The sequence below is a fragment of the Stenotrophomonas indicatrix genome, assembly GCF_002750975.1.
Classification (GTDB): Bacteria; Pseudomonadota; Gammaproteobacteria; order Xanthomonadales; family Xanthomonadaceae; genus Stenotrophomonas; species Stenotrophomonas indicatrix.
In genome coordinates this window covers 3,094,197-3,111,343 of sequence record NZ_PEJS01000001.1, presented here as the reverse complement: position 1 = coordinate 3,111,343, position 17,147 = coordinate 3,094,197, and the positions used below count along the sequence as shown (strand labels likewise).

At 61.6% G+C, this 17,147-nt stretch carries 16 protein-coding genes, 1 tRNA gene and 2 pseudogenes; 9 read left to right on the top strand and 10 right to left on the bottom strand.

Annotation, left to right across the window (positions count from 1 at the left end):
* Positions 1–41 precede the first annotated feature (41 nt).
* From pal to queC, 4 genes are all read left to right on the top strand, one after another.
* Positions 42–560, top strand: coding sequence for a peptidoglycan-associated lipoprotein Pal (gene pal / locus CR918_RS14375; RefSeq protein WP_025874668.1), 519 nt, complete (start codon positions 42–44; stop codon positions 558–560).
* Positions 561–563: 3 nt separating this feature from the next.
* Entirely contained in the window at positions 564–1,382 is an 819-nt protein-coding gene (ybgF, locus tag CR918_RS14370) for a tol-pal system protein YbgF (RefSeq protein ID WP_025874667.1), read from the top strand.
* A 245-nt stretch (positions 1,383–1,627) separates the two neighbouring features.
* Positions 1,628–2,329 carry a 7-carboxy-7-deazaguanine synthase QueE gene (gene queE / locus CR918_RS14365; RefSeq protein ID WP_099843420.1) on the top strand — a complete coding sequence of 234 codons (702 nt, stop codon included), beginning with the start codon at positions 1,628–1,630 and terminating at the stop codon, positions 2,327–2,329.
* 77 nt (positions 2,330–2,406) lie between these two features.
* Positions 2,407–3,072, top strand: coding sequence for a 7-cyano-7-deazaguanine synthase QueC (gene queC / locus CR918_RS14360; RefSeq protein ID WP_099843418.1), 666 nt, complete (start codon positions 2,407–2,409; stop codon positions 3,070–3,072).
* Between the two features lie 100 nt (positions 3,073–3,172).
* Here the strand turns inward: queC and CR918_RS14355 are convergent, their stop codons facing one another.
* Positions 3,173–4,186, bottom strand: coding sequence for a DUF2268 domain-containing putative Zn-dependent protease (locus CR918_RS14355; RefSeq protein WP_099843415.1), 1,014 nt, complete (start codon positions 4,184–4,186; stop codon positions 3,173–3,175).
* Positions 4,187–4,360: 174 nt separating this feature from the next.
* Here CR918_RS14355 and CR918_RS14350 point away from each other — a divergent pair.
* Positions 4,361–4,436, top strand: a tRNA-Lys gene (locus CR918_RS14350).
* Positions 4,437–4,450: 14 nt separating this feature from the next.
* Here the strand turns inward: CR918_RS14350 and CR918_RS21320 are convergent.
* A pseudogene (locus CR918_RS21320) lies at positions 4,451–4,666 on the bottom strand (hypothetical protein); the annotation flags it as partial.
* Between the two features lie 18 nt (positions 4,667–4,684).
* On the opposite strand from CR918_RS21320, the pseudogene CR918_RS14340 reads away from it, so the two are divergent.
* Positions 4,685–5,155 (top strand): annotated as a pseudogene (locus CR918_RS14340) (phage portal protein); the annotation flags it as partial.
* A gap of 81 nt (positions 5,156–5,236) precedes the next feature.
* On the opposite strand, the gene CR918_RS14335 reads toward CR918_RS14340, so the two are convergent.
* From CR918_RS14335 to CR918_RS14325, 3 genes are all read right to left on the bottom strand, one after another.
* On the bottom strand, positions 5,237–6,754 hold the full coding sequence (locus CR918_RS14335; RefSeq protein WP_099843413.1) for a DUF4365 domain-containing protein: 1,518 nt from the start codon (positions 6,752–6,754) through the stop codon (positions 5,237–5,239).
* A 196-nt stretch (positions 6,755–6,950) separates the two neighbouring features.
* Complete coding sequence (locus tag CR918_RS14330) at positions 6,951–8,177, bottom strand: phosphoribosyltransferase (protein ID WP_108723612.1); 1,227 nt, start codon at positions 8,175–8,177, stop codon at positions 6,951–6,953.
* Between the two features lie 4 nt (positions 8,178–8,181).
* Complete coding sequence (locus CR918_RS14325; RefSeq protein ID WP_099843410.1) at positions 8,182–9,144, bottom strand: DNA-processing protein DprA; 963 nt, start codon at positions 9,142–9,144, stop codon at positions 8,182–8,184.
* 860 nt (positions 9,145–10,004) lie between these two features.
* Here CR918_RS14325 and CR918_RS14320 point away from each other — a divergent pair.
* Positions 10,005–10,280: a hypothetical protein gene (locus CR918_RS14320; RefSeq protein ID WP_099843409.1), complete on the top strand. Its 276-nt coding sequence runs from the start codon at positions 10,005–10,007 to the stop codon at positions 10,278–10,280.
* A gap of 145 nt (positions 10,281–10,425) precedes the next feature.
* On the opposite strand, the gene CR918_RS14315 is transcribed toward CR918_RS14320, so the two are convergent.
* From CR918_RS14315 to CR918_RS14305, 3 genes are all read right to left on the bottom strand, one after another.
* A complete protein-coding gene (locus CR918_RS14315; protein ID WP_099843407.1) occupies positions 10,426–11,931 on the bottom strand; it encodes a P-loop ATPase, Sll1717 family in 1,506 nt (501 codons plus the stop codon).
* A gap of 277 nt (positions 11,932–12,208) precedes the next feature.
* On the bottom strand, positions 12,209–12,526 hold the full coding sequence (locus CR918_RS14310) for a hypothetical protein (protein WP_099843405.1): 318 nt from the start codon (positions 12,524–12,526) through the stop codon (positions 12,209–12,211).
* Between the two features lie 79 nt (positions 12,527–12,605).
* Positions 12,606–12,962, bottom strand: coding sequence for a hypothetical protein (locus CR918_RS14305; protein ID WP_099843403.1), 357 nt, complete (start codon positions 12,960–12,962; stop codon positions 12,606–12,608).
* Positions 12,963–13,675: 713 nt separating this feature from the next.
* Here CR918_RS14305 and CR918_RS14295 point away from each other — a divergent pair.
* Complete coding sequence (locus CR918_RS14295) at positions 13,676–14,521, top strand: alpha/beta hydrolase (RefSeq protein WP_099843399.1); 846 nt, start codon at positions 13,676–13,678, stop codon at positions 14,519–14,521.
* Positions 14,522–14,604: 83 nt separating this feature from the next.
* On the top strand, positions 14,605–15,540 hold the full coding sequence (locus CR918_RS14290; RefSeq protein ID WP_099843397.1) for an alpha/beta hydrolase: 936 nt from the start codon (positions 14,605–14,607) through the stop codon (positions 15,538–15,540).
* A gap of 305 nt (positions 15,541–15,845) precedes the next feature.
* On the opposite strand, the gene CR918_RS14285 is transcribed toward CR918_RS14290, so the two are convergent.
* Together CR918_RS14285 and CR918_RS14280 are read right to left on the bottom strand one after the other, a co-directional pair.
* The gene (locus CR918_RS14285; protein ID WP_025874652.1) at positions 15,846–16,271 is read right to left on the bottom strand and encodes a response regulator; all 426 of its coding nucleotides are present in this window, start codon (positions 16,269–16,271) and stop codon (positions 15,846–15,848) included.
* Positions 16,272–16,363: 92 nt separating this feature from the next.
* Positions 16,364–17,131 (bottom strand): CPBP family glutamic-type intramembrane protease, encoded by a 768-nt coding sequence (locus CR918_RS14280; RefSeq protein WP_243379107.1) that lies wholly within the window; start codon positions 17,129–17,131, stop codon positions 16,364–16,366.
* Positions 17,132–17,147 lie beyond the last annotated feature (16 nt).

Genomic DNA, 17,147 nt, shown 5'->3' with positions numbered 1-17,147 from the left:
ATTGAACCCCTCATCGGCTTAGGAGCCACAAAGGTATCGCCATGAACAAGTCCACCCGCGTTCTGCTTGTTTCCCTGCTGTCTGTGGCCGTCCTGGCCGGTTGCTCGAAGAAGGTCAAGGAAGAAGCCCCGGCTCCGGTCGATACCGGCACCTCGACCACCACCCCGACCGGTCCGTCCACCTCCGGCCTGTACGGCCCGGGCGACCTGGACACCGATGCCTGCCTGCGCCAGCGCGTTGTCTACTTCGACCTGGACAAGGAAGACGTGAAGCCGGAATTCCAGGCCATCATGGCTTGCCACGCCAAGTACCTGCGTGACCGTCCGTCCTCGCGCATCACCCTGCAGGGCCACACCGACGAGCGCGGTTCGCGCGCGTACAACCAGGCCCTGGGCGAGCGTCGTGGCAACGGCGTCAACTCGGCACTGCAGGCCAACGGTGGCTCGGCTTCGCAGCTGACCGTCGTTTCCTACGGTGAAGAGCGTCCGGTCTGCACCGAGTCGAACGAGTCCTGCTGGTCGCAGAACCGTCGCGTCGAAATCGTCTACACCGCGCAGTAATCCATGCGCCTTGGCATCAAACTGATGCTGGTCGTTGCGGCAGCCCTCGTGGCTGCCGCACCGGCGCATGCACAACGTCAGAGCCTGGCCGACCGCGTCGGTTCGCTCGAGCAGCAGATGTACAACAACAGTGCCAACCAGGACCTGTTGAACCAGATCAATCAGCTGCGGCAGCAGGTCACCAGCCTGCAGGCCTCGATCGAGCAACTCCAGCACGACAACGCCCAGCTCAAGCAGACGGCCCAGGATCAGTACCTGGATCTGGACAGCCGCCTGAACCGGTTGGAAGGGGGCTCTGCCGCCCCGGCCCTGCCTGCGGTTCCGGCGAGCGCACCGAAGGCTCCTGCAGCCCCGGCAAAACCCGCAGCGGCGGCCACTTCCGAGCGGCCGCCTTCCGTCCATGGTGACCCGGGCAGCCTGGCCGTCACCGGTGACGAGCGTACGTCCTACAACGTGGCCTTCGACGCATTGAAGGCGGGCAAGTACGATGATTCGGCGCAGCTGTTCCTGAGCTTCCTGGAGCTGTACCCCAACGGCGTCTACGCCCCCAATGCGCTGTACTGGCTGGGTGAAAGCTATTACGCCACCCGCAATTTCCCGATGGCCGAGTCCCAGTTCCGCGAACTGCTCTCGCGCTATCCCACCCACGACAAGGCCGCTGGCGGCCTGCTCAAGGTCGGCCTCTCGCAGTACGGTGAGGGCAAGGTCGACCAGGCCCAGCAGACGCTGGAGACCGTCGTGGCGCAATACCCGGGCTCGGACGCCGCGCGTACCGCGCAGGACCGCCTGCAGTCGATCCGCCTCGGCAATCAGATCCGCTGATCCGCTGATCCGCTGAGCGGGCGTACAATGTGTTCCCCGTAGCGCCGAGCCCTTGCTCGGCTGCTTTCGTTTCCGGGTCGGCAAACCCGTCCGGATCCGGTAGCGCTGGGCCATGCCCGGCGGCTTGCATTACCCGCCGGGCCATACCCGGCCGGCTGCTGTTGTAGAGCCGAGCCATGCCCGGCTGCGTTCGTTACCGGCCACGGTAGCCCACCCGCCACGTGTCCCATCAAGAAGTCCCTGCCATGACCGCCGTTCCCCCGTCCGCCGCCGTCGCCACGCCCAGCGAAATCGTGCAGTCGCCCCTGCCGCGCCTGAAGATCACCGAGATCTTCACCTCCCTGCAGGGCGAAGCCGATACCGCCGGTTGGCCGACCGTGTTCGTGCGCCTGACCGGCTGCCCGCTGCGCTGCCAGTACTGCGACACCGCCTACGCCTTCCACGGCGGCACCTGGTGGGACATCGACGACATCGTCGCCCACGTGCAGGCGCAGGGCGTGCGCCACGTCTGCGTGACCGGCGGCGAGCCGCTGTCGCAGAAGCGCTGCCTGGTGCTGCTGCAGAAGCTGTGCGATGCCGGCCTGGATGTGTCGCTGGAGACTTCCGGTGCGCTGGACGTCAGCGCCGTCGATCCGCGCGTGTCGCGCGTGGTCGACATCAAGACCCCCGGCTCGGCCGAGGTCGCGCGCAACCGCTGGGAAAACCTGCCGCTGCTGACCACGCGTGACCAGATCAAGTTCGTGATCTGCAACCGCGAAGACTACGACTGGGCCAAGGCCATGGTCGCCGAACACCAGCTGGTGCAGCGCACGATGGTGTTCTTCTCACCCAGCAAGGGTGAGATCACTGCCCGCCAGCTGGCCGACTGGATCGTCGAAGACCGGCTGCCGGTGCGCTTCCAGATGCAGTTGCATAAAATCCTGTGGAACGACGAGCCGGGCCGATAAGCCGGCGCAGTGTTTCCTGATGTAGCTCCGGCGCGGGACAGCGTGCTGGCTTTCTCCCCCAACCGGATGATTTACCCATGAAGAAGGCAGTCGTGCTTCTCTCCGGCGGCATGGATTCAGCCGCCGTCATCGCCATGGCCCAGGAACAGGGCTTCGCCGTGCATGCCCTCAGCGTGCGTTACGGCCAGCGCCACACCTCCGAGCTGGATGCTGCCGCGCGCGTGGCAAAGGCCCAGGGCGTGATCGTGCACAAGACCGTGGACGTGGACCTGCGCAGCATCGGCGGCTCGGCGCTGACCGACGACATCGACGTGCCCGAGGCGGGCGGCGAGGGCATCCCGGTCACCTACGTGCCGGCGCGCAACACCATCATGCTGTCGCTGGCGCTGGGCTGGGCCGAAGTGCTTGGTGCCAACGACATCTTCTGCGGCGTCAACGCCGTGGACTACTCCGGCTACCCGGATTGCCGCCCCGAGTTCATCGCCGCCTTCCAGGCGCTGGCCAACCTGGCGACCAAGTCGGGCGTGGAAGGCGCGGGCATCACCGTGCATGCACCGCTGCAGTTCCTCAGCAAGGGCCAGATCGTCAGCGAAGGCGTGCGACTGGGCGTGGACTTCGGCCTGACCGTGTCCTGCTACAACGCCGATGCCAGCGGCGCGGCCTGCGGGCATTGCGATGCCTGCCGCCTGCGCGCGCAGGGCTTCACCGAAGCCGGCGTAGCCGACCCGACGCTGTACGCCTGACCGCCTCTGGTAGTGCCGGCCGCTGGCCGGCCTCCCCGGCAGGTCTGATTCTGGTAGGTGCCAACCTTGGTTGGCGCTGTCCGCCGGGCGCGGCCCGGCGCTACCAATGTTGGGATTCCGGTAGTGCCGGCCGCTGGCCGGCAGCCTCATTGGTGCGCGGAGGCTGCAGCCAACCCGATGCTTCAATGAAGCCGCGCACCGCAACCGGATCGCTGTAATCCAGCTCGATCATCCGTGCGATCGCCGGCTGCTCATCCGGCTGCTGCCGCATGTACTCCTGCGCGATGCGGTAACCAGCGTAGTACCCCACATCACTCACCCCGAACGCATTGCGGGCGCTGTTGTACAGCCAGTTGTCCAGCGCATCGCCATCCATCTCCGCTCTGAAGCGAGCGCGGATCTCCGATTCGTGCAACGGCCCGTAGGCATACAGCGGCAGCGCCGGTCGGCGACCGCTGATGCGCTCGGCAATGTACTCGGCCACGCCCTCACGCACCGCGTATTGCGCGAGCGATCCCGTGGTCTCGCGCTGCTGGGTGTGCACGTACTCGTGCAGGTTGTTCTGCGCGTTGTTCGCGCCGGGTGTACTGTCGTAGAAAATCCGCAGGCGACTGCGCAACGGCTCCGGCAGTTCGCTGACATCCACGCTTGCATCGCCGAGTGCCATTTCCGCGCCGATCAGCACCTGGTCCCCCAGCGTGGTGCCGCCTGTGCGCAGCACGCCCACCGCATAAGTGATGCTGGCCGGGCGCAGGGCGGGGTAAAGCCTGCGGAACGCAGCCAGATCCCGCTCCAGCGTAGCGCTGGCCTGCCGGGCGTTGGCGGTCAGCGGCCGCACCGAGGCCCAGAAGCGCGGCCAGGCGAGCATTGCTTGTGCGTATTCGGCGGCGGTGTAGTTGCGCACCTTCATCAGCGCATGCAGGCCAGGGCTGCCGGGCTCGATGTAGCGCTGCTGCACCAGGGCCACCCGCTGCGCGGCATCGGGCTCGGCGAGCACCGCATTGTAAGTAGCCCAGAAGCGGCCGATGTCGTCGGTCCGCACCTGTGCAGGCGATGCCGCAGCGGCGGAAAACGGCAGCAGCAGGGCGAGCATCAGCGGCAGTGGCAGGCGCATCCATCGCTCCGGGGCAGGGGCGAAGGTGAGATGCGGCGGGTGGCGGAAAGGTTTAGAGGCCCGCAGCCGGGGTAGTGGCGGCCGCTGGTCGGCAACCTGGTAGATCCCCGGCTTCACCCCGCCCGGAAAAGTACGGTAGAATGCCCACCCCGCCGAAAGGCCGGGGCCTTGCATGGGCCGTTAGCTCAGTCGGTAGAGCAGAAGACTTTTAATCTTTTGGTCGATGGTTCGAATCCATCACGGCCCACCATTGCATTCAACGACTTAGGCGCCCTCGCGGCGCCTTTTTCGTGTCTCCGGAAAAATTGCCGGAAAAATTAAAGTGGTTCCATGCTCAAGTGCGTTCCTCTTGCCGGGCGGTTGAACCACCGGCAGTTCATGGTCGTAGCGCTGCCGCATCGTTTCGGTAACGTGGTCGCCTGCAGCTTTGTTGCCGCCGTCCGTGATGCCCCGGTGTTTCAGGCCGTGCAGTGCAAAGCGCTAAAGCCGGCAGCGTAGTCTGCGCTGCTCAATGAATCGGCGACGCTGTTCCGCCGCAAGTATTACAACAACGGCTCGCACGCCGGTTTTATTCTGTACCTGATCGATAGTCAGCCCGAGGGCGGCGACGTGGACAATCTGCGCGAGGCGCTGCGGCAGTCCCGTGGCCCTGGCAATTTCCGCAATTTGTTCGTCCACTCGCCAGGCGGCAGCAAGGATGGTTTGAAGCTGATCCCGGTCAGCGTAGTGGCGGCCAAGGATGAGTTCACTGGCATCAAGAGCGTCACCCGGGACGACATGCTCGCATCGCTTGGGACGCCCCCACAGCTGCTGGGGATCGTGCCGCAGAACAGTGGCGGCTTCGGCTCGATCCGCGAGGCCGCGATGGTGTGGGCCGCGATGGAGCTAGCGCCGCAGCAGACACGCATGACGGACATCAACGAGTGGCTGGGCCATGAGGTTATTCGGTTTGATGCGTTTGAGCTTTGAGCGCCTGCTTGACGGATGCAAGTGCTTGACTGCGGTGTGGGCGAACGTGCAGCGACTGTGCAGCGCGTGCCGGACAGCGCGCTACTGCCAACGGAGGGATGCGGTGGATCTGCTTTCAGTACTGCGTGTCAGCTCGAAGCAACCAGAAGCATCAAGAGGTCCGACTGAGTAACGGTATAGGTTAATAGTGATTGGGATCTTGCACACAAGAGTTTTGCCGACCACTATCGAGAATTCCGAGGCGATTTCGTGGTCTGCAAGGCTGTTCCCCTTCTCAGCATCTGAATGCCTGCCAAAGGCCGAAAGTACCTCAATAGTTACTAATTCCCCTCGGAATAGGCGATACGCAAGATCAATTTTCTGCGCCTCTTTCGTGGTCAGTGCGAGGCTATCGGGTAGGACGTATTCTGAATTGGTGATCCTCGCGATGTGATGAAGTTTTCCGAGAATGATAAGTCCTTCAATAAGTGGTTTGGCATGATCTGTCGGCGCCGAAAATTTGAGAGACTGCTTTGAGGCGCATATCTCGATGGATAGTCTTCCGCTAGCTTCTAAACTCTCCGCCCACTGCCCGATTCTCCCGATGCTCTGGTTGAGCGAGATTTGCTCAGCGAAGAGGGATTCGGGGAGTCCCATAGTGAGTTTGACGTCCACGGCGTTGTCACTTTTGGAAACTCGAAGCTTCGCGTTCAGAGTTGCGCGCTCGGTAGTCTGAACCGTGAGCCCTGCACGGCCGAAGGTAAGGACGCCGGGCAAAACCAATTCATCCCCTAAAAGGGACGTCCCGGCCGGGCACAGTCGCAGTTTGCATTCTTTCTTGTGGGCGGGCGAAAGCTGGAGAGTGCCAGGTTGTGGGATATTCAGCCCTAGCTCCTCATAGAGAGGTGATCCATAGAATTGAAGACTCTGGCTGCGTATCGTTGCTGACTCGCCATATAGAGTCATCTCTTGAATTGCTAGGAATTCTTCGTCGCCAACCTGCAGGGTTACACCGGCCGGAGACGCAGGATGACTATTCTGCGTGATTGAAATGGTGCTCTCGTTCCCATTCGCTGATATGGTTACATCCAGCGTCTCATCGAGACTGGAAAGATATCTTTCTCGCCTTGTAATTAATTCTTGGACGCCGTTAATTCGCCTGTGGGATGGCGTCAATATCGGCTTCACGACCCGCAGGAACTCGTCAAAAGATGATGCGCTATGGGACATCCGGACTTGCGCAATACCCGCTCCTACAGCCAAGCGCGGATTCTCCTCAACCACCTGTTGCGCGTGTGTCCAATAGGCAGAATTGTCATCCAGGAACACTCGGAATATCAGTACCGGCATAACGTCGCGCGCATAATCCCGAAGCCGGGCCCTTGATACGGGCGCAAACACCCCGCCTTTTTGACGCTTCGCCTGCCCCTTCACCTGAACAAGGAAGCACTGCCCATCAAATTCAGAACGGGGTGGTGTGACAAACAGATCGAATCCATCGTCGATCTTATATCCACCTGTTGTCCAGCCCTGGCGCGTGAAATACGTGTCTACCCAAATCTCCGCTAATCTTCCGGTCTTTTGATTGGCAGGGAAGTTAGGCTTAGGTCGAGATATCACTGGTCTGTCCTGGTGGGCGCTTCACGCGCGCGTAGCATGGGTTATTTCTGAGTGGGAGGCGCGACTGGTGGTTCAGGGAGACCGTTAGCTCCCCACTCTCCGCGCACTAGGTCCCTCTTGTGGTACGCGAAATTGCGGGGCGGCGTCACTGAGAAGAATCCGGCGCACGCCCTGCATACGGTCGCCACAGGCCGTGTCAGATGTTCCAAGCAACGAAACGCTTGAGCATGTCGTCGAGTTCCGCTGCAGCATTCTGTGCGATCACCCCAGCTTGATAGGAGTGCGCCGTCGATGCGGGCTCGTTTGTAATTGTGTTTATCTCGTATGGCTTCAATCCCGGAATAGGGGCATTGAGGGCCATGTACGGCGCGGAGATTGTCTTCAACCATCCGAACATTGTCACCTGTCCTCCAGCCGCCTCGATGTAAGCGCGGGCGCTTTCGATGCTTCGACCTGATGTGATCATGTCATCGACGACCAGAACTCGCTTTCCCCTAAGCGAGATGGGCGTTTTCCGCGCGTTGGCCGCAAGGTTGCTATGGGGGAACTTGTTCAACCTGATGGTGCTGAGCTGATTTTTGAAGAGCCTATCAGATGCTTTGATAGGTTGACTCTTCGCTGCGGTCGAGTGTCGCAGAATCAAATCGTGAAGATAGGATGCGCGGGTACATTTACCCAGCCTGGCAAGAATGCTCTCGAGACCATTCGCGGTGATTTTCTTGGGTGTGTCGGTGTGGCCGGGGTAACTGCAGATATGGTCGACGTCCTCCATGAGCCCAGAGAAATAGAGCGACGCCACCGTAATGTAGAACCAAAATTCTGGATGCCCGGCGCCATGCTTGGCGGCGTCCCTCGCGTCGTAACCGAATAGTGCATATGCCGCTATCATTGTCGAGAACGGCCCCGCCGTGGAGACGCTCCAGTTTGCTCCGTTGGTCTGCCAGAATAGGTTGTATTGCCGTAGTCCAAAAATTCCGCAGAATCGGCGTAGTTCCTCGACAGATTTGACTTGAAACCCGTGGTCGGTTCTCTGCCCATACCAGTCACTACGGATGTGGAGCAGGCGATTATTGACGCCGCAGATCATGTCCTCGTCACCGCCGCCAAGCAGAATGGTCTCATGCCTCTGTACGCCATGGCTGGCAAGAATTGACGCTGCGGAGTCCTTCCTCTTTCTCGCAGGTGAGCCGTCCCACTGAACGCCGTGGGCGTAGATCGTGACGCCCGCCATTGACTGGATGTATTGGTGCAATGGCACGTTGTTGCAGGTCCAAGCTTGGTTGGACCAAAGGGCCAATCGAACACCATGCGGATGCAGATCGGCTGCTAGCCGTGCGAGATCTTTTGCGACTTGAAGTTCAACCACATTATGCGGGTTGACGATTGTCCCCTTGATGGAGACCAGGATTAGCTTCAATGCCATTGATTCATCCAAATAGCGAGTGCTGTTCGGCCAGCGATGGAGGCTCAGGCGGCTCGCTTCTTGCCGGGCCAGGCCAATGATTGAGGGCGGATTCTAGGCATGCTGTGAAGCTGGAATGCTCTCTTGGTACTGTGAAGAGATGTTCTGCGACACCGTGGTCGGCGGAAACTCTCATGCCATTGGGAACAAGATTGATGGTCGGCTTGCCAAATCCCTTGGCAAACCGGACCGTGTGAGCGGTGCCAGAAGATTTCTTCCATTGCGTCGCGACGACGCAGGCCGCTAGAGCGGCCTGCAGCCGGTTACGCCAGACAAATTGATCGGCAGCCGGCTCGGCCTCTGGGAAGTACTCGGAAATCAAAACACCCCCGCTATCGACAATGGCATCTGCCATCCAGGCATTTCGTGCGGGGTAAGGCCGCAAAATCCCTGTCCCCAAGACCGAGACGTTGGGAACGGCTGAGGAGATCGCGGTTTCATGCGCAATTGCGTCGACGCCTAGCGCTAGCCCGCTAACCAGAGGAACATCAAACTCCTGTACCGTTCTTGCGGCGTACTGGGTTAAGAATGCACCTTCGGTGGAGGGGTCGCGCGTGCCTACCACCGCGATGGATGGCCTCTGCAGAAGTGACAAATTCCCTCTGCAGAAAAGCCAGAGTGGCTGAATTTCGGGATTCATCTGTCTGAAAGCGACTGGATACCGATCATCCGCCTGGGTGATCAATTCGACACCCGCCTCTCTAAGGCGCCTCCTTAGAGCCACGCCCTCCATCATAGCGAAGCGCTTAAGGATGGGAGGCTCGATACCAGTTGCAGCGGCCAGTGTCGTCAATAGACTGCCATCGGCCTCTTTAGCCGCGACCCCTGGCGGGCCACCAAGATCACGCATGGTTTTGAAGCCGATGCCCTTGACTCGCGTCAAGCCCAAGAACAGCGACGAGGTTTGAGGTCGAGCTGACTCATTCATGTCTGCATGTTAGCGGATGGCAGTGCCTCGCGGCGCTCTCCGTGCGCACTCGTCTCCCTGCCACGCCTGCGCACTTCATAGGGTGCTTTTTCTGCATTCCCTGCGGAACGGCCCAGCACCGGCACCGTATGGCGTTCTCCGGGTGTCGCTGGCTCTGGCTTGTCCCTGCGGTTTCCTGCGCGATAGGGGGTGTTTGCGGGGCGTCCGGTGCCTCCTCTGGCCACCTTCGGCCGTAGCCGATTTTTCAGGTGACCACGGGAAGGGGGTAACCAGGTAACACGCGGCCCCAGACGACAAGTAAGTGATTGATATTCAACAAAAAAAGACGGTTACCTTTTGGGGTGGTCTGAGGTAATTTTCTGACTCCGACAAAGTGATGTTATTGATTTAAAAGGAAATTTTTGAACATTGATGTTGCCTGTTGAAAAGGTAATGGGATTACTCAAAGGTTACCCTATTGTTACCTTGATTTATTTAAATATAAGCCATTGATTGTAATGACTAATTGAGCTGTTCTTTCGGTGTGGTTACCTTTATTACCTCTTTCCCGTGGTCAACTCAAAATTTTCGTCTCAGCGCGTGTAAGGCGGCCATCAGCATCTCCGCCGCCGCACACGCTCACGCCTGCAGCTCGCTCCCTTGTCGCAACCTTTGGGAGGGCCAGCCGTATCCTCCCCACCATACCGCTGCCCCCCCCCCCCCCGACTTCTACTGGACGACACGCGCTGCCAGCTTTCCAAGCGGTGACCCCACGGTCATCGTTTTGAACGGTGTGTGGGTGGTGGCGCTGAGACAACGGGTAGGCGACGGGATCTAAATCGCCTGTCTCGACCGACAGTCGCCCAGGTGAGGTGCCGACAGTGATCGTGTGCGACGGGGTGTGGGTGGTGGCCATGTTCCAGCGCGTGGACGACGGCAACTGGGTGGCCACCCTCGACCGGCATCGGAACGGACCACGCGGAACATCCCGCCCCTGCAGCAGCTACGAACAGGGTGCCGGCGCTGAGATGTGGGTGTCCAGGTACGAGGCCCGGCTGCGCGATGACGTCGACCAGATCCTGCGATACCGCCAGGCGGTACGGGCGAACAGGCTGGCCAAGGGCAGCATCGAGCAGCCCTTTGACTGGATGGGGTAGGCATCCGCCGACTCCCCAGCACCTACAACTGAGACGAGCGACTGGCGAAGGTTCCATCCTACGAGCGGAAAAGTGGCCACCGTCTCGTTGATGGCAAACACTTCATTGGATCGCCTGCCACCACGTGTCACAGTGCTGAGGCTATCTAGCGCGTAGCCCTCGCTTTGGCATCCTTAACGTTTAGCAGATGGCTGCGGAAGGCCGGATGGATCTCCCAGTGGGCAGCTTGGAGATTGTTCCAGTTTTCGTAACGAACGAACTTGGGATCATCCGAGTAGTTCTTGTGAGCAAACCCTTTCGGCTTGGTCTTGTCCACGATGCGTGCGTTGACAAACCCGACTTCATGTAAGAGAGCCAATAGTGCGATGATGTGATCATCTCGGTTCTGCAACGTAGATCCTCGAAGTTGCATCTGTGCAATGCCCAGCGACCTAGCGAGATGGTCTCGCAGCTGTTCAAACCCCATCTCGAAATCGGAGGAATGGAAAGAGTCGATCAACTCTCGGACTGAAGGGAGATCGAGTGAGTATTCATTCGCGACGTCGTCGACCCTCTCGGAAGAGTAGATTGACATTGCGCGATCGGCGTCGTCATCACCGATCTTAGGGTGGGTGTTGTCCTCAGCCACCTCGATCATGCTCTTGATCAACTGCAAAGCATCACGTGGGCGCTCGCGAGCGGACTTCGCGATGAAGTCTGACCAGCGGCGACGTTGTTTACTGCCTGGGAGCAGAACGTCCTGTCCCTCAAAGAACGGTGCATACGCAGTGAGAGCGGGCATTTTCACCGTTTTCATTGCCTCCCGCATACGCCGTTCAATGATTTGGACAATCACTTCATCGCTGGCACGTAGCTGCACAGTAAGCGGACGGATATGATCTACTTGGTCTCGCTGTCCTGCGTTTTCATGCATCAACCTCGACCAGACACTGGATCGCAAGGTAACGATCGGCCGGACGGCGTTGCACTCCATGGCCAGTCGTCTGACCGCGAGAATCAACGCCCATATTTTGTTCAGCTGCTGGCGGTCATCAGGCGCGGCTATCTGATCCGTGTCATCTATTAACAAGAGGAACAGCTTCTCGCTCTTGTTCAACAAGTGGTCATTCAACGCAGATGTCAAAGCGGCAGTTGAATTCCTACCGCTGATGCGACTGAGCAACTTCTTTGTATCTATTTTGGTCACAGGCTCTGAGAACTCTCCGATCAGTGACACCGCCTTAGACACGATGTCTCCTGATGCGCCTCCTGACACAGCCTCGTTGTACAAGGTGGCACGACTGCCAGTAAGCGGCAGGTAAGAAGCGATCTGTGAACCGATCTCAACAGCGACCGAGCGCAGCAGCGTTTCATAAAAGAACCGCTTTAGCGTTGCCAAGTCAGTCGCGGAAGGTACGCCCGCGCCTACCAACTGATCTGGTCTCACGAGGACGCATGGCGTCTTAGACTCGACTGCCGCCTTCCTGAGCCATTCCGTGAGAGCAGACTTGCCCGCTCCCTTGTTACCCACCAATACGCGCATGCTACCCGGCTCCACGCCGCAGATCGAGGCGAGCTGTGCGGGGGTCACAAAGACGTCGTTGAGGAAGTTGCGATCGCCCTCAGTGGTACCGTGACGAACGTAGGGCAGCAGCTTAGGCAGATAGGACATCGATCTCGGATCCTTGAGCGCGTCAGAAGCGCCGGGCCCAATGCGCCAGCGCTCCGGGAAAATTACATCGCCCGCCTTGATATCTCAATGGTTCCACACAGCCCTGCCGGGGAAAAAATCCCGCATAAGTTATTGTTTTAACGGCATAGTTAAGCTTTCTTTTAATCTTTTGGTCGATGGTTCGAATCCATCACGGCCCACCATTGCAGGCAATGACTCCGGTCATCCAGAAAGGCACCGCCAAGCGGTGCCTTTCTTGTTGCAGAACGGTGAGGTCCTACCTGGACTTCGCGCCCTGGGAACGGGCTGCCTCGCGGTCTGCCGCTACTTGTGCGGCAACGGCGGCCGCGTTGGCCGCACGCTCCACTGCGGCGCGCTCTGCGTCGAACCGGGCCTGCCGCTGGGCGCTGTAATTGCGCTCCAGTTCCAGCGAGGCAGTGAAGCTGTCGGGGTACTTCGCGGCGCACGCCTGCTGCACCAATTGCACGGCGCGGTCGGACAGACCGGGTTGGATGTTGCCGAGCAGGCAGTCGGCGTACGGTACGGGCGCGGCTGGGCTTGCGGCCAGCGCGGCAATGATCATGGCATTCAACATGCGAACCTCCTTGTGTCAGTGTCGATGGAACCCGGGACGGGCCCGGCCCGAGTATGGGCTGGATTACGGTGCAGGGTTCCTACTCAGCCCGGATATCCCGGCATACCAGTTCCGCCAGCCCGCGGAAGGCGAAGAACAGCCCTTCGACCACGCCGTCATCCAGATGCCGGTCCGGCGTTGCCATCGATCGGCAGCGATCGGCGGCGTGCAGCATCTCTGCCACGGTCAGCATGCCGACGGCCGCCCGCTCCACGCGTGACAGTGCCAGCCTGCGCCCTGCGGGAAGGCTGGTATCAGGCCAGGGCTGGCCGTCTGCACCTTCGCCCGCGCGGATGCGTTTGAGGCAACCCAGGAACGTGCTCAGTTCGGGCGCAGGGTTGTCATCGTCGTCGTTGACGCTGGCGGCATATGAGGCATAGGGCGGACCTTCGGTCATCTCGGCTTCCTCGGCTCTGAGGTGGGAGTGCCACCGCGCAGAGCGGGTGGCGGACGGTGCGTGGCTGCAAGCCGGGATGATTAGAGCCATTGACCGGCGGGCACGAAGGCCCCCACGCACCGCCCGCCATAAAGGCCGACGGATTACCCGCCGGCACCATTGAAGAACGGTGCCGGCGGGCAAGCGTAAACAACGGCTCGAAAATCATCACGGGCTTGCAGGCCCGGTGCCACCCGTTGTCGGTGGCGCAGCATGGTGTTTGCGCTTTCGCTTGGATTTCAATCAGGAATTTCCGGAAGGACATGCGGAATCCAGACGCGCGACGATGGTGGCGCAGGCCTGTCCTGCGCAGCAAGCGTCAGTACACGACGCATTCGTTTCCGCAGCTGGTTGATCGCGCTGGAAGATGCCGCAAACCGCACATTGCGATGCATCTGCCGTGAACCAGCGTGTGTAAAGCTGGCTTCACTTTCGCTATCAATGTCCTCTGTGCGTTCCAGTTGTACCCACCGCATTTCGGTGCAGGTGCGACGATAGTGGCGTCCTTGGCGGTTCAAACACGACACGTGGCGGTGCACGCGCGGTACGGGGGCCGTACCCGGGCGCGAGTCACGGCAAGTCATCCAGGCATGGCATGGATCTACCCATCTGGCAGGCGCCACTGCGCGCGTCCGGGCGCTATGCTCGGCATCTTTCGCTGGATGGGGCGCCCAATGCGCTTGATCGTACTGTCGCTGTTGTTGTCCTGTGTCTCCGCCGCGCCGCTGATGGCCGCCGAACCGGCGCCTCAGCCGGCGGTCGCCTCACCGTTGGTCATCGGCGAGACCTTCACCCTCCAGTCCAAGGCGTTGGGCGAAACCCGGCGCATCAACGTCTATCGCCCGCAGCCGTGGGGTCTGGACCCGAAGACGCCACTGCCGGTGCTGTACATGCCCGACGGCGGCATCGGCGAGGACTTCCTGCACGTGGCCGGGTTGGTGCAGGTGCTGACCGGCAACGGCAGCATGCGTCCGTTCCTGCTGGTCGGCATCGAGAACACCGAGCGCCGCCGCGACATGACCGGCCCGAGCCGTGATCCTGAGGACCAGAAGATCGCGCCGCGCATTGGTGGCTCGGCGGCGTACCGTGATTTCCTGCGCGATGAACTGATGCCGCAGGTACGCCAGCGCTATGCGACCACCGACGAGCGGGCACTGATCGGGGAATCGCTGGCCGGGTTGTTCGTGATCGAGACGCTGCTGCAGGAACCGGCCTTGTTCAACAGCTATATCGCGCTGGACCCCAGCCTGTGGTGGAACGGCGGCGCCTTGCTGTCTGGCGCAGGCAAGCAGGTGCCGTCGGTCGCGCGCAGCGGTGCGCGGCTGTTCCTGGCCAGCAGTGGCCAGCCGGAACTGGCAGCGTCGAGCGCGCGCTTGGCGGCGCTGCTGCAGCAGGCATCGCCGGCAACGCTGGTGAAGTACCAGCCGCTGCCGGAAGAGACCCATGCCACGATCTACCACCCGGCCGCCCTGCAGGGCCTGCGTACGTTGTTCCCGGTACCGCCGCCTGCGTCGCCTTGAGAGGTTTGGCGTGCAACAACGCGGTGTGTGAGGATGCATCAGCGGCGCCACCTGGGTGCGCCGCCCGCAACAGGAGAGCGCGGATGCAGCGTGTGCGTGTATGGAGTGTGCTGGCCTGCCTGGCCTTGGCAGGGTGCGCGATGTCGGTGGCGCCGCCGGCAACGCAGAAGGAAGCCAGGGAAAGCGCGACGGCCGTGCCAGGCGTTGTGCTGCCCGATACCGAGTCACTGCGCGTGCATGACCCGATCGGGCGCGACTATGCCCTGTGGGTGGCGTTGCCTGCCGGCTACGCGGCGCATCCGCAGAAGCGTTATCCGGTGGTGTACGTGACCGATGCGCTGTACAGCTTTCCGCTGGTGCGCAGCATACGCAACTTGGTGGGGCAGCAGGGCGTCAACATCGAGGATTTCATCCTGGTCGGTTTGCCGCCGCAGGAAGGCCTGACCTCCAAACAGAGCCGCTCGCGCGACTACACCCCCAGTGATCCTGTACGCACCCCTTCCGGCTACTACAGCGATGACGTGACCTATGGCGGCGCGGCCCATTACCGCGACTTCCTGGCTGACCACGCGCTGCCGATGATCGATGCGCGCTACCGTACCGATCCGGCCCGGCGCGTGTTTGCGGGTCATTCCTATGGCGCGCTGTTGGGTGCTTACGTGCTGACGACCCAGCCCGACATGTTCGGCACCTATATCCTGTCCAGTCCGTCGCTGTGGTTCGACCAGGGCCTGCTGCCGCGCATGCAGGATGCCGCCGTGATGCCGTCACAGCCCATCCGCGTGCTGCTGTCGGTGGGCGGCTACGAGACGGTCAAGCCGGGGCCGCGCTATTCAACGGGCAACGACATGCTGCGGCAGACCGCCGACTTCGCCGGTCAGCTGCAGCGCAGCGGTCGCAAGCTGCAGGTGGAGAACATCGTGATTGATGGCGAAGACCATCTCACCGTGTATCCGCGCGTGATCACCGGTGCGCTGCTTGAGGTACTTCCGGGCGAAGGACCGTATACCGGCGGCTGACGGCCGGCTCCATCCACGCATGGCGTGGATCTACTGGCAGCATTTTCCGTTCACGCAACGGTGCGCATCGAAGTAGATCGACGCCGCGCCTGGATGCACCAGTAGATACACGCCATGCGTGGATGCACCCGTAGAGCCACGCCATGCGTGGATGGACCAGTAGATCCACGCCATGCGTGGATGCACCCGTAGAGCCACGCCATGCGTGGATGGACCAGTAGATCCACGCCATGCGTGGACGCACCAGTAGAGCCACGCCATGCGTGGCTGCACCAGTAGATCCACGCCATGCGTGGATGGCAGCCTCAGGCCGCGCTTGCCTGCGGCGCCGGCATCAGCGCGGCATCAGCGGCATGGCGGAAGCACAGCCGGATCGCATCCAGCAGCTCGCTCATGTTGTAGGGCTTGGGCAGGAAATGAATGCCGTCGTGCAGTTGCGGCAGCACGGCATGCTGGTCCATGCCGGAGGTCACCAGGATCGGCAGCTGCGGATACAGGCTGCGCACGCGGTTGGCGGCCTCGATGCCGCTGACCAGGCCGAGATTGACGTCGGTGAACATCAGGTCGAAGCGCTCTCCGGCGGCCAGCAGGCCCAGCGCGGCTTCGGCGCTGCTGACGCCTGCGACGTGGCAGGCCTGGCTCTCCAGCGCCATCCGGCTCAGTTCACGGGTTTCCTCGGCGTCTTCGATCAGCAGGACGCGTGGTTCAACGTGGCGCTTGGACAGCAGCATGACGCAACAACTCCGGACGGCAGGGCATGAAAGGCGCGCAAGTATGCGCAAGCCCCCAGTGAGCCCCGTGTGCAGGATCGGCTAAGCCGGCGTTACAGCGCGCGGTCGCGCTGGCGCCGCACATGCCAGGCCAGCGCTGCCACTGCCAGCAGCGTAGTGCCGATGCGCAAACTTGTGGCCTGCCAGCCCAGCGCAACGGCGTCGTCGAGGCTGAACACATTCCAGGCCAGGTTCATCGACACGTGCAGGGCCAGGCCGCACCACAGGGTGTTGCCGTCGAGGTGGTCGAGCCAGGCGAAGATGAAGCCGCCGAAGGCGATCACTACGCCGACGAACAGGGCCATGCCGCCGCCGTCGAAGCCGCCGAAGCCAAGCCAGTGCACCATGCCGAACAGCAGCGCCTGCGGCAGTGCGAGCAACGGCCAGGGGCCGCGTACGATCTTCACCAGCAGCACGAAGCCGAGGCCACGGAACAGCACTTCTTCGGCCAGCGGAAACAGCACGGCCAGCATCGTGGCGTCCAGCGTCGTCAGCGCCGTGTTGGGCGTCCCCAGCAGGGCCAGCCCCAGCCAGCACGGCAGGCTGGCCAGCAGCACCCACAACGGGCCACGCATGCCGTTTCCGCGCAGGCCGAGGCTGGCCAGCAGGCCCACTCCGCGGGGGCGCAGCAGCGTGGCCAGCAGCAGTGCGACCAGCACCGCCAGCGCGTTGTCCAGCAGGCTGCCACCGTAGGGCATGGGCAGGGCGGGAATCGGCGCGCCCAGCGCGGCACTGATGTCGCGCACGTTCAGGCCAAGGCCAGGGCCAAACAGCACCAGCAACAGGCGGACGCCTGTGGGAATCGAGTCACGGGCAGTCACATGCATTCCTTGCAGC

Bases quoted from the DNA above. Each gene is read 5' to 3' on its own strand.
- CR918_RS14285 (WP_025874652.1), bottom strand. From the start codon at position 16,271: ATGCTGCTGTCCAAGCGCCACGTTGAACCACGCGTCCTGCTGATCGAA.
- CR918_RS14355 (WP_099843415.1), bottom strand. From the start codon at position 4,186: ATGCGCCTGCCACTGCCGCTGATGCTCGCCCTGCTGCTGCCGTTTTCC.
- CR918_RS14315 (WP_099843407.1), bottom strand. From the start codon at position 11,931: ATGTCCTATCTGCCTAAGCTGCTGCCCTACGTTCGTCACGGTACCACT.
- pal (WP_025874668.1), top strand. From the start codon at position 42: ATGAACAAGTCCACCCGCGTTCTGCTTGTTTCCCTGCTGTCTGTGGCC.
- queE (WP_099843420.1), top strand. From the start codon at position 1,628: ATGACCGCCGTTCCCCCGTCCGCCGCCGTCGCCACGCCCAGCGAAATC.
- ybgF (WP_025874667.1), top strand. From the start codon at position 564: ATGCGCCTTGGCATCAAACTGATGCTGGTCGTTGCGGCAGCCCTCGTG.
- CR918_RS14325 (WP_099843410.1), bottom strand. From the start codon at position 9,144: ATGAATGAGTCAGCTCGACCTCAAACCTCGTCGCTGTTCTTGGGCTTG.
- CR918_RS14310 (WP_099843405.1), bottom strand. From the start codon at position 12,526: ATGTTGAATGCCATGATCATTGCCGCGCTGGCCGCAAGCCCAGCCGCG.
- queC (WP_099843418.1), top strand. From the start codon at position 2,407: ATGAAGAAGGCAGTCGTGCTTCTCTCCGGCGGCATGGATTCAGCCGCC.
- CR918_RS14295 (WP_099843399.1), top strand. From the start codon at position 13,676: ATGCGCTTGATCGTACTGTCGCTGTTGTTGTCCTGTGTCTCCGCCGCG.
- CR918_RS14330 (WP_108723612.1), bottom strand. From the start codon at position 8,177: ATGGCATTGAAGCTAATCCTGGTCTCCATCAAGGGGACAATCGTCAAC.
- CR918_RS14290 (WP_099843397.1), top strand. From the start codon at position 14,605: ATGCAGCGTGTGCGTGTATGGAGTGTGCTGGCCTGCCTGGCCTTGGCA.
- CR918_RS14305 (WP_099843403.1), bottom strand. From the start codon at position 12,962: ATGACCGAAGGTCCGCCCTATGCCTCATATGCCGCCAGCGTCAACGAC.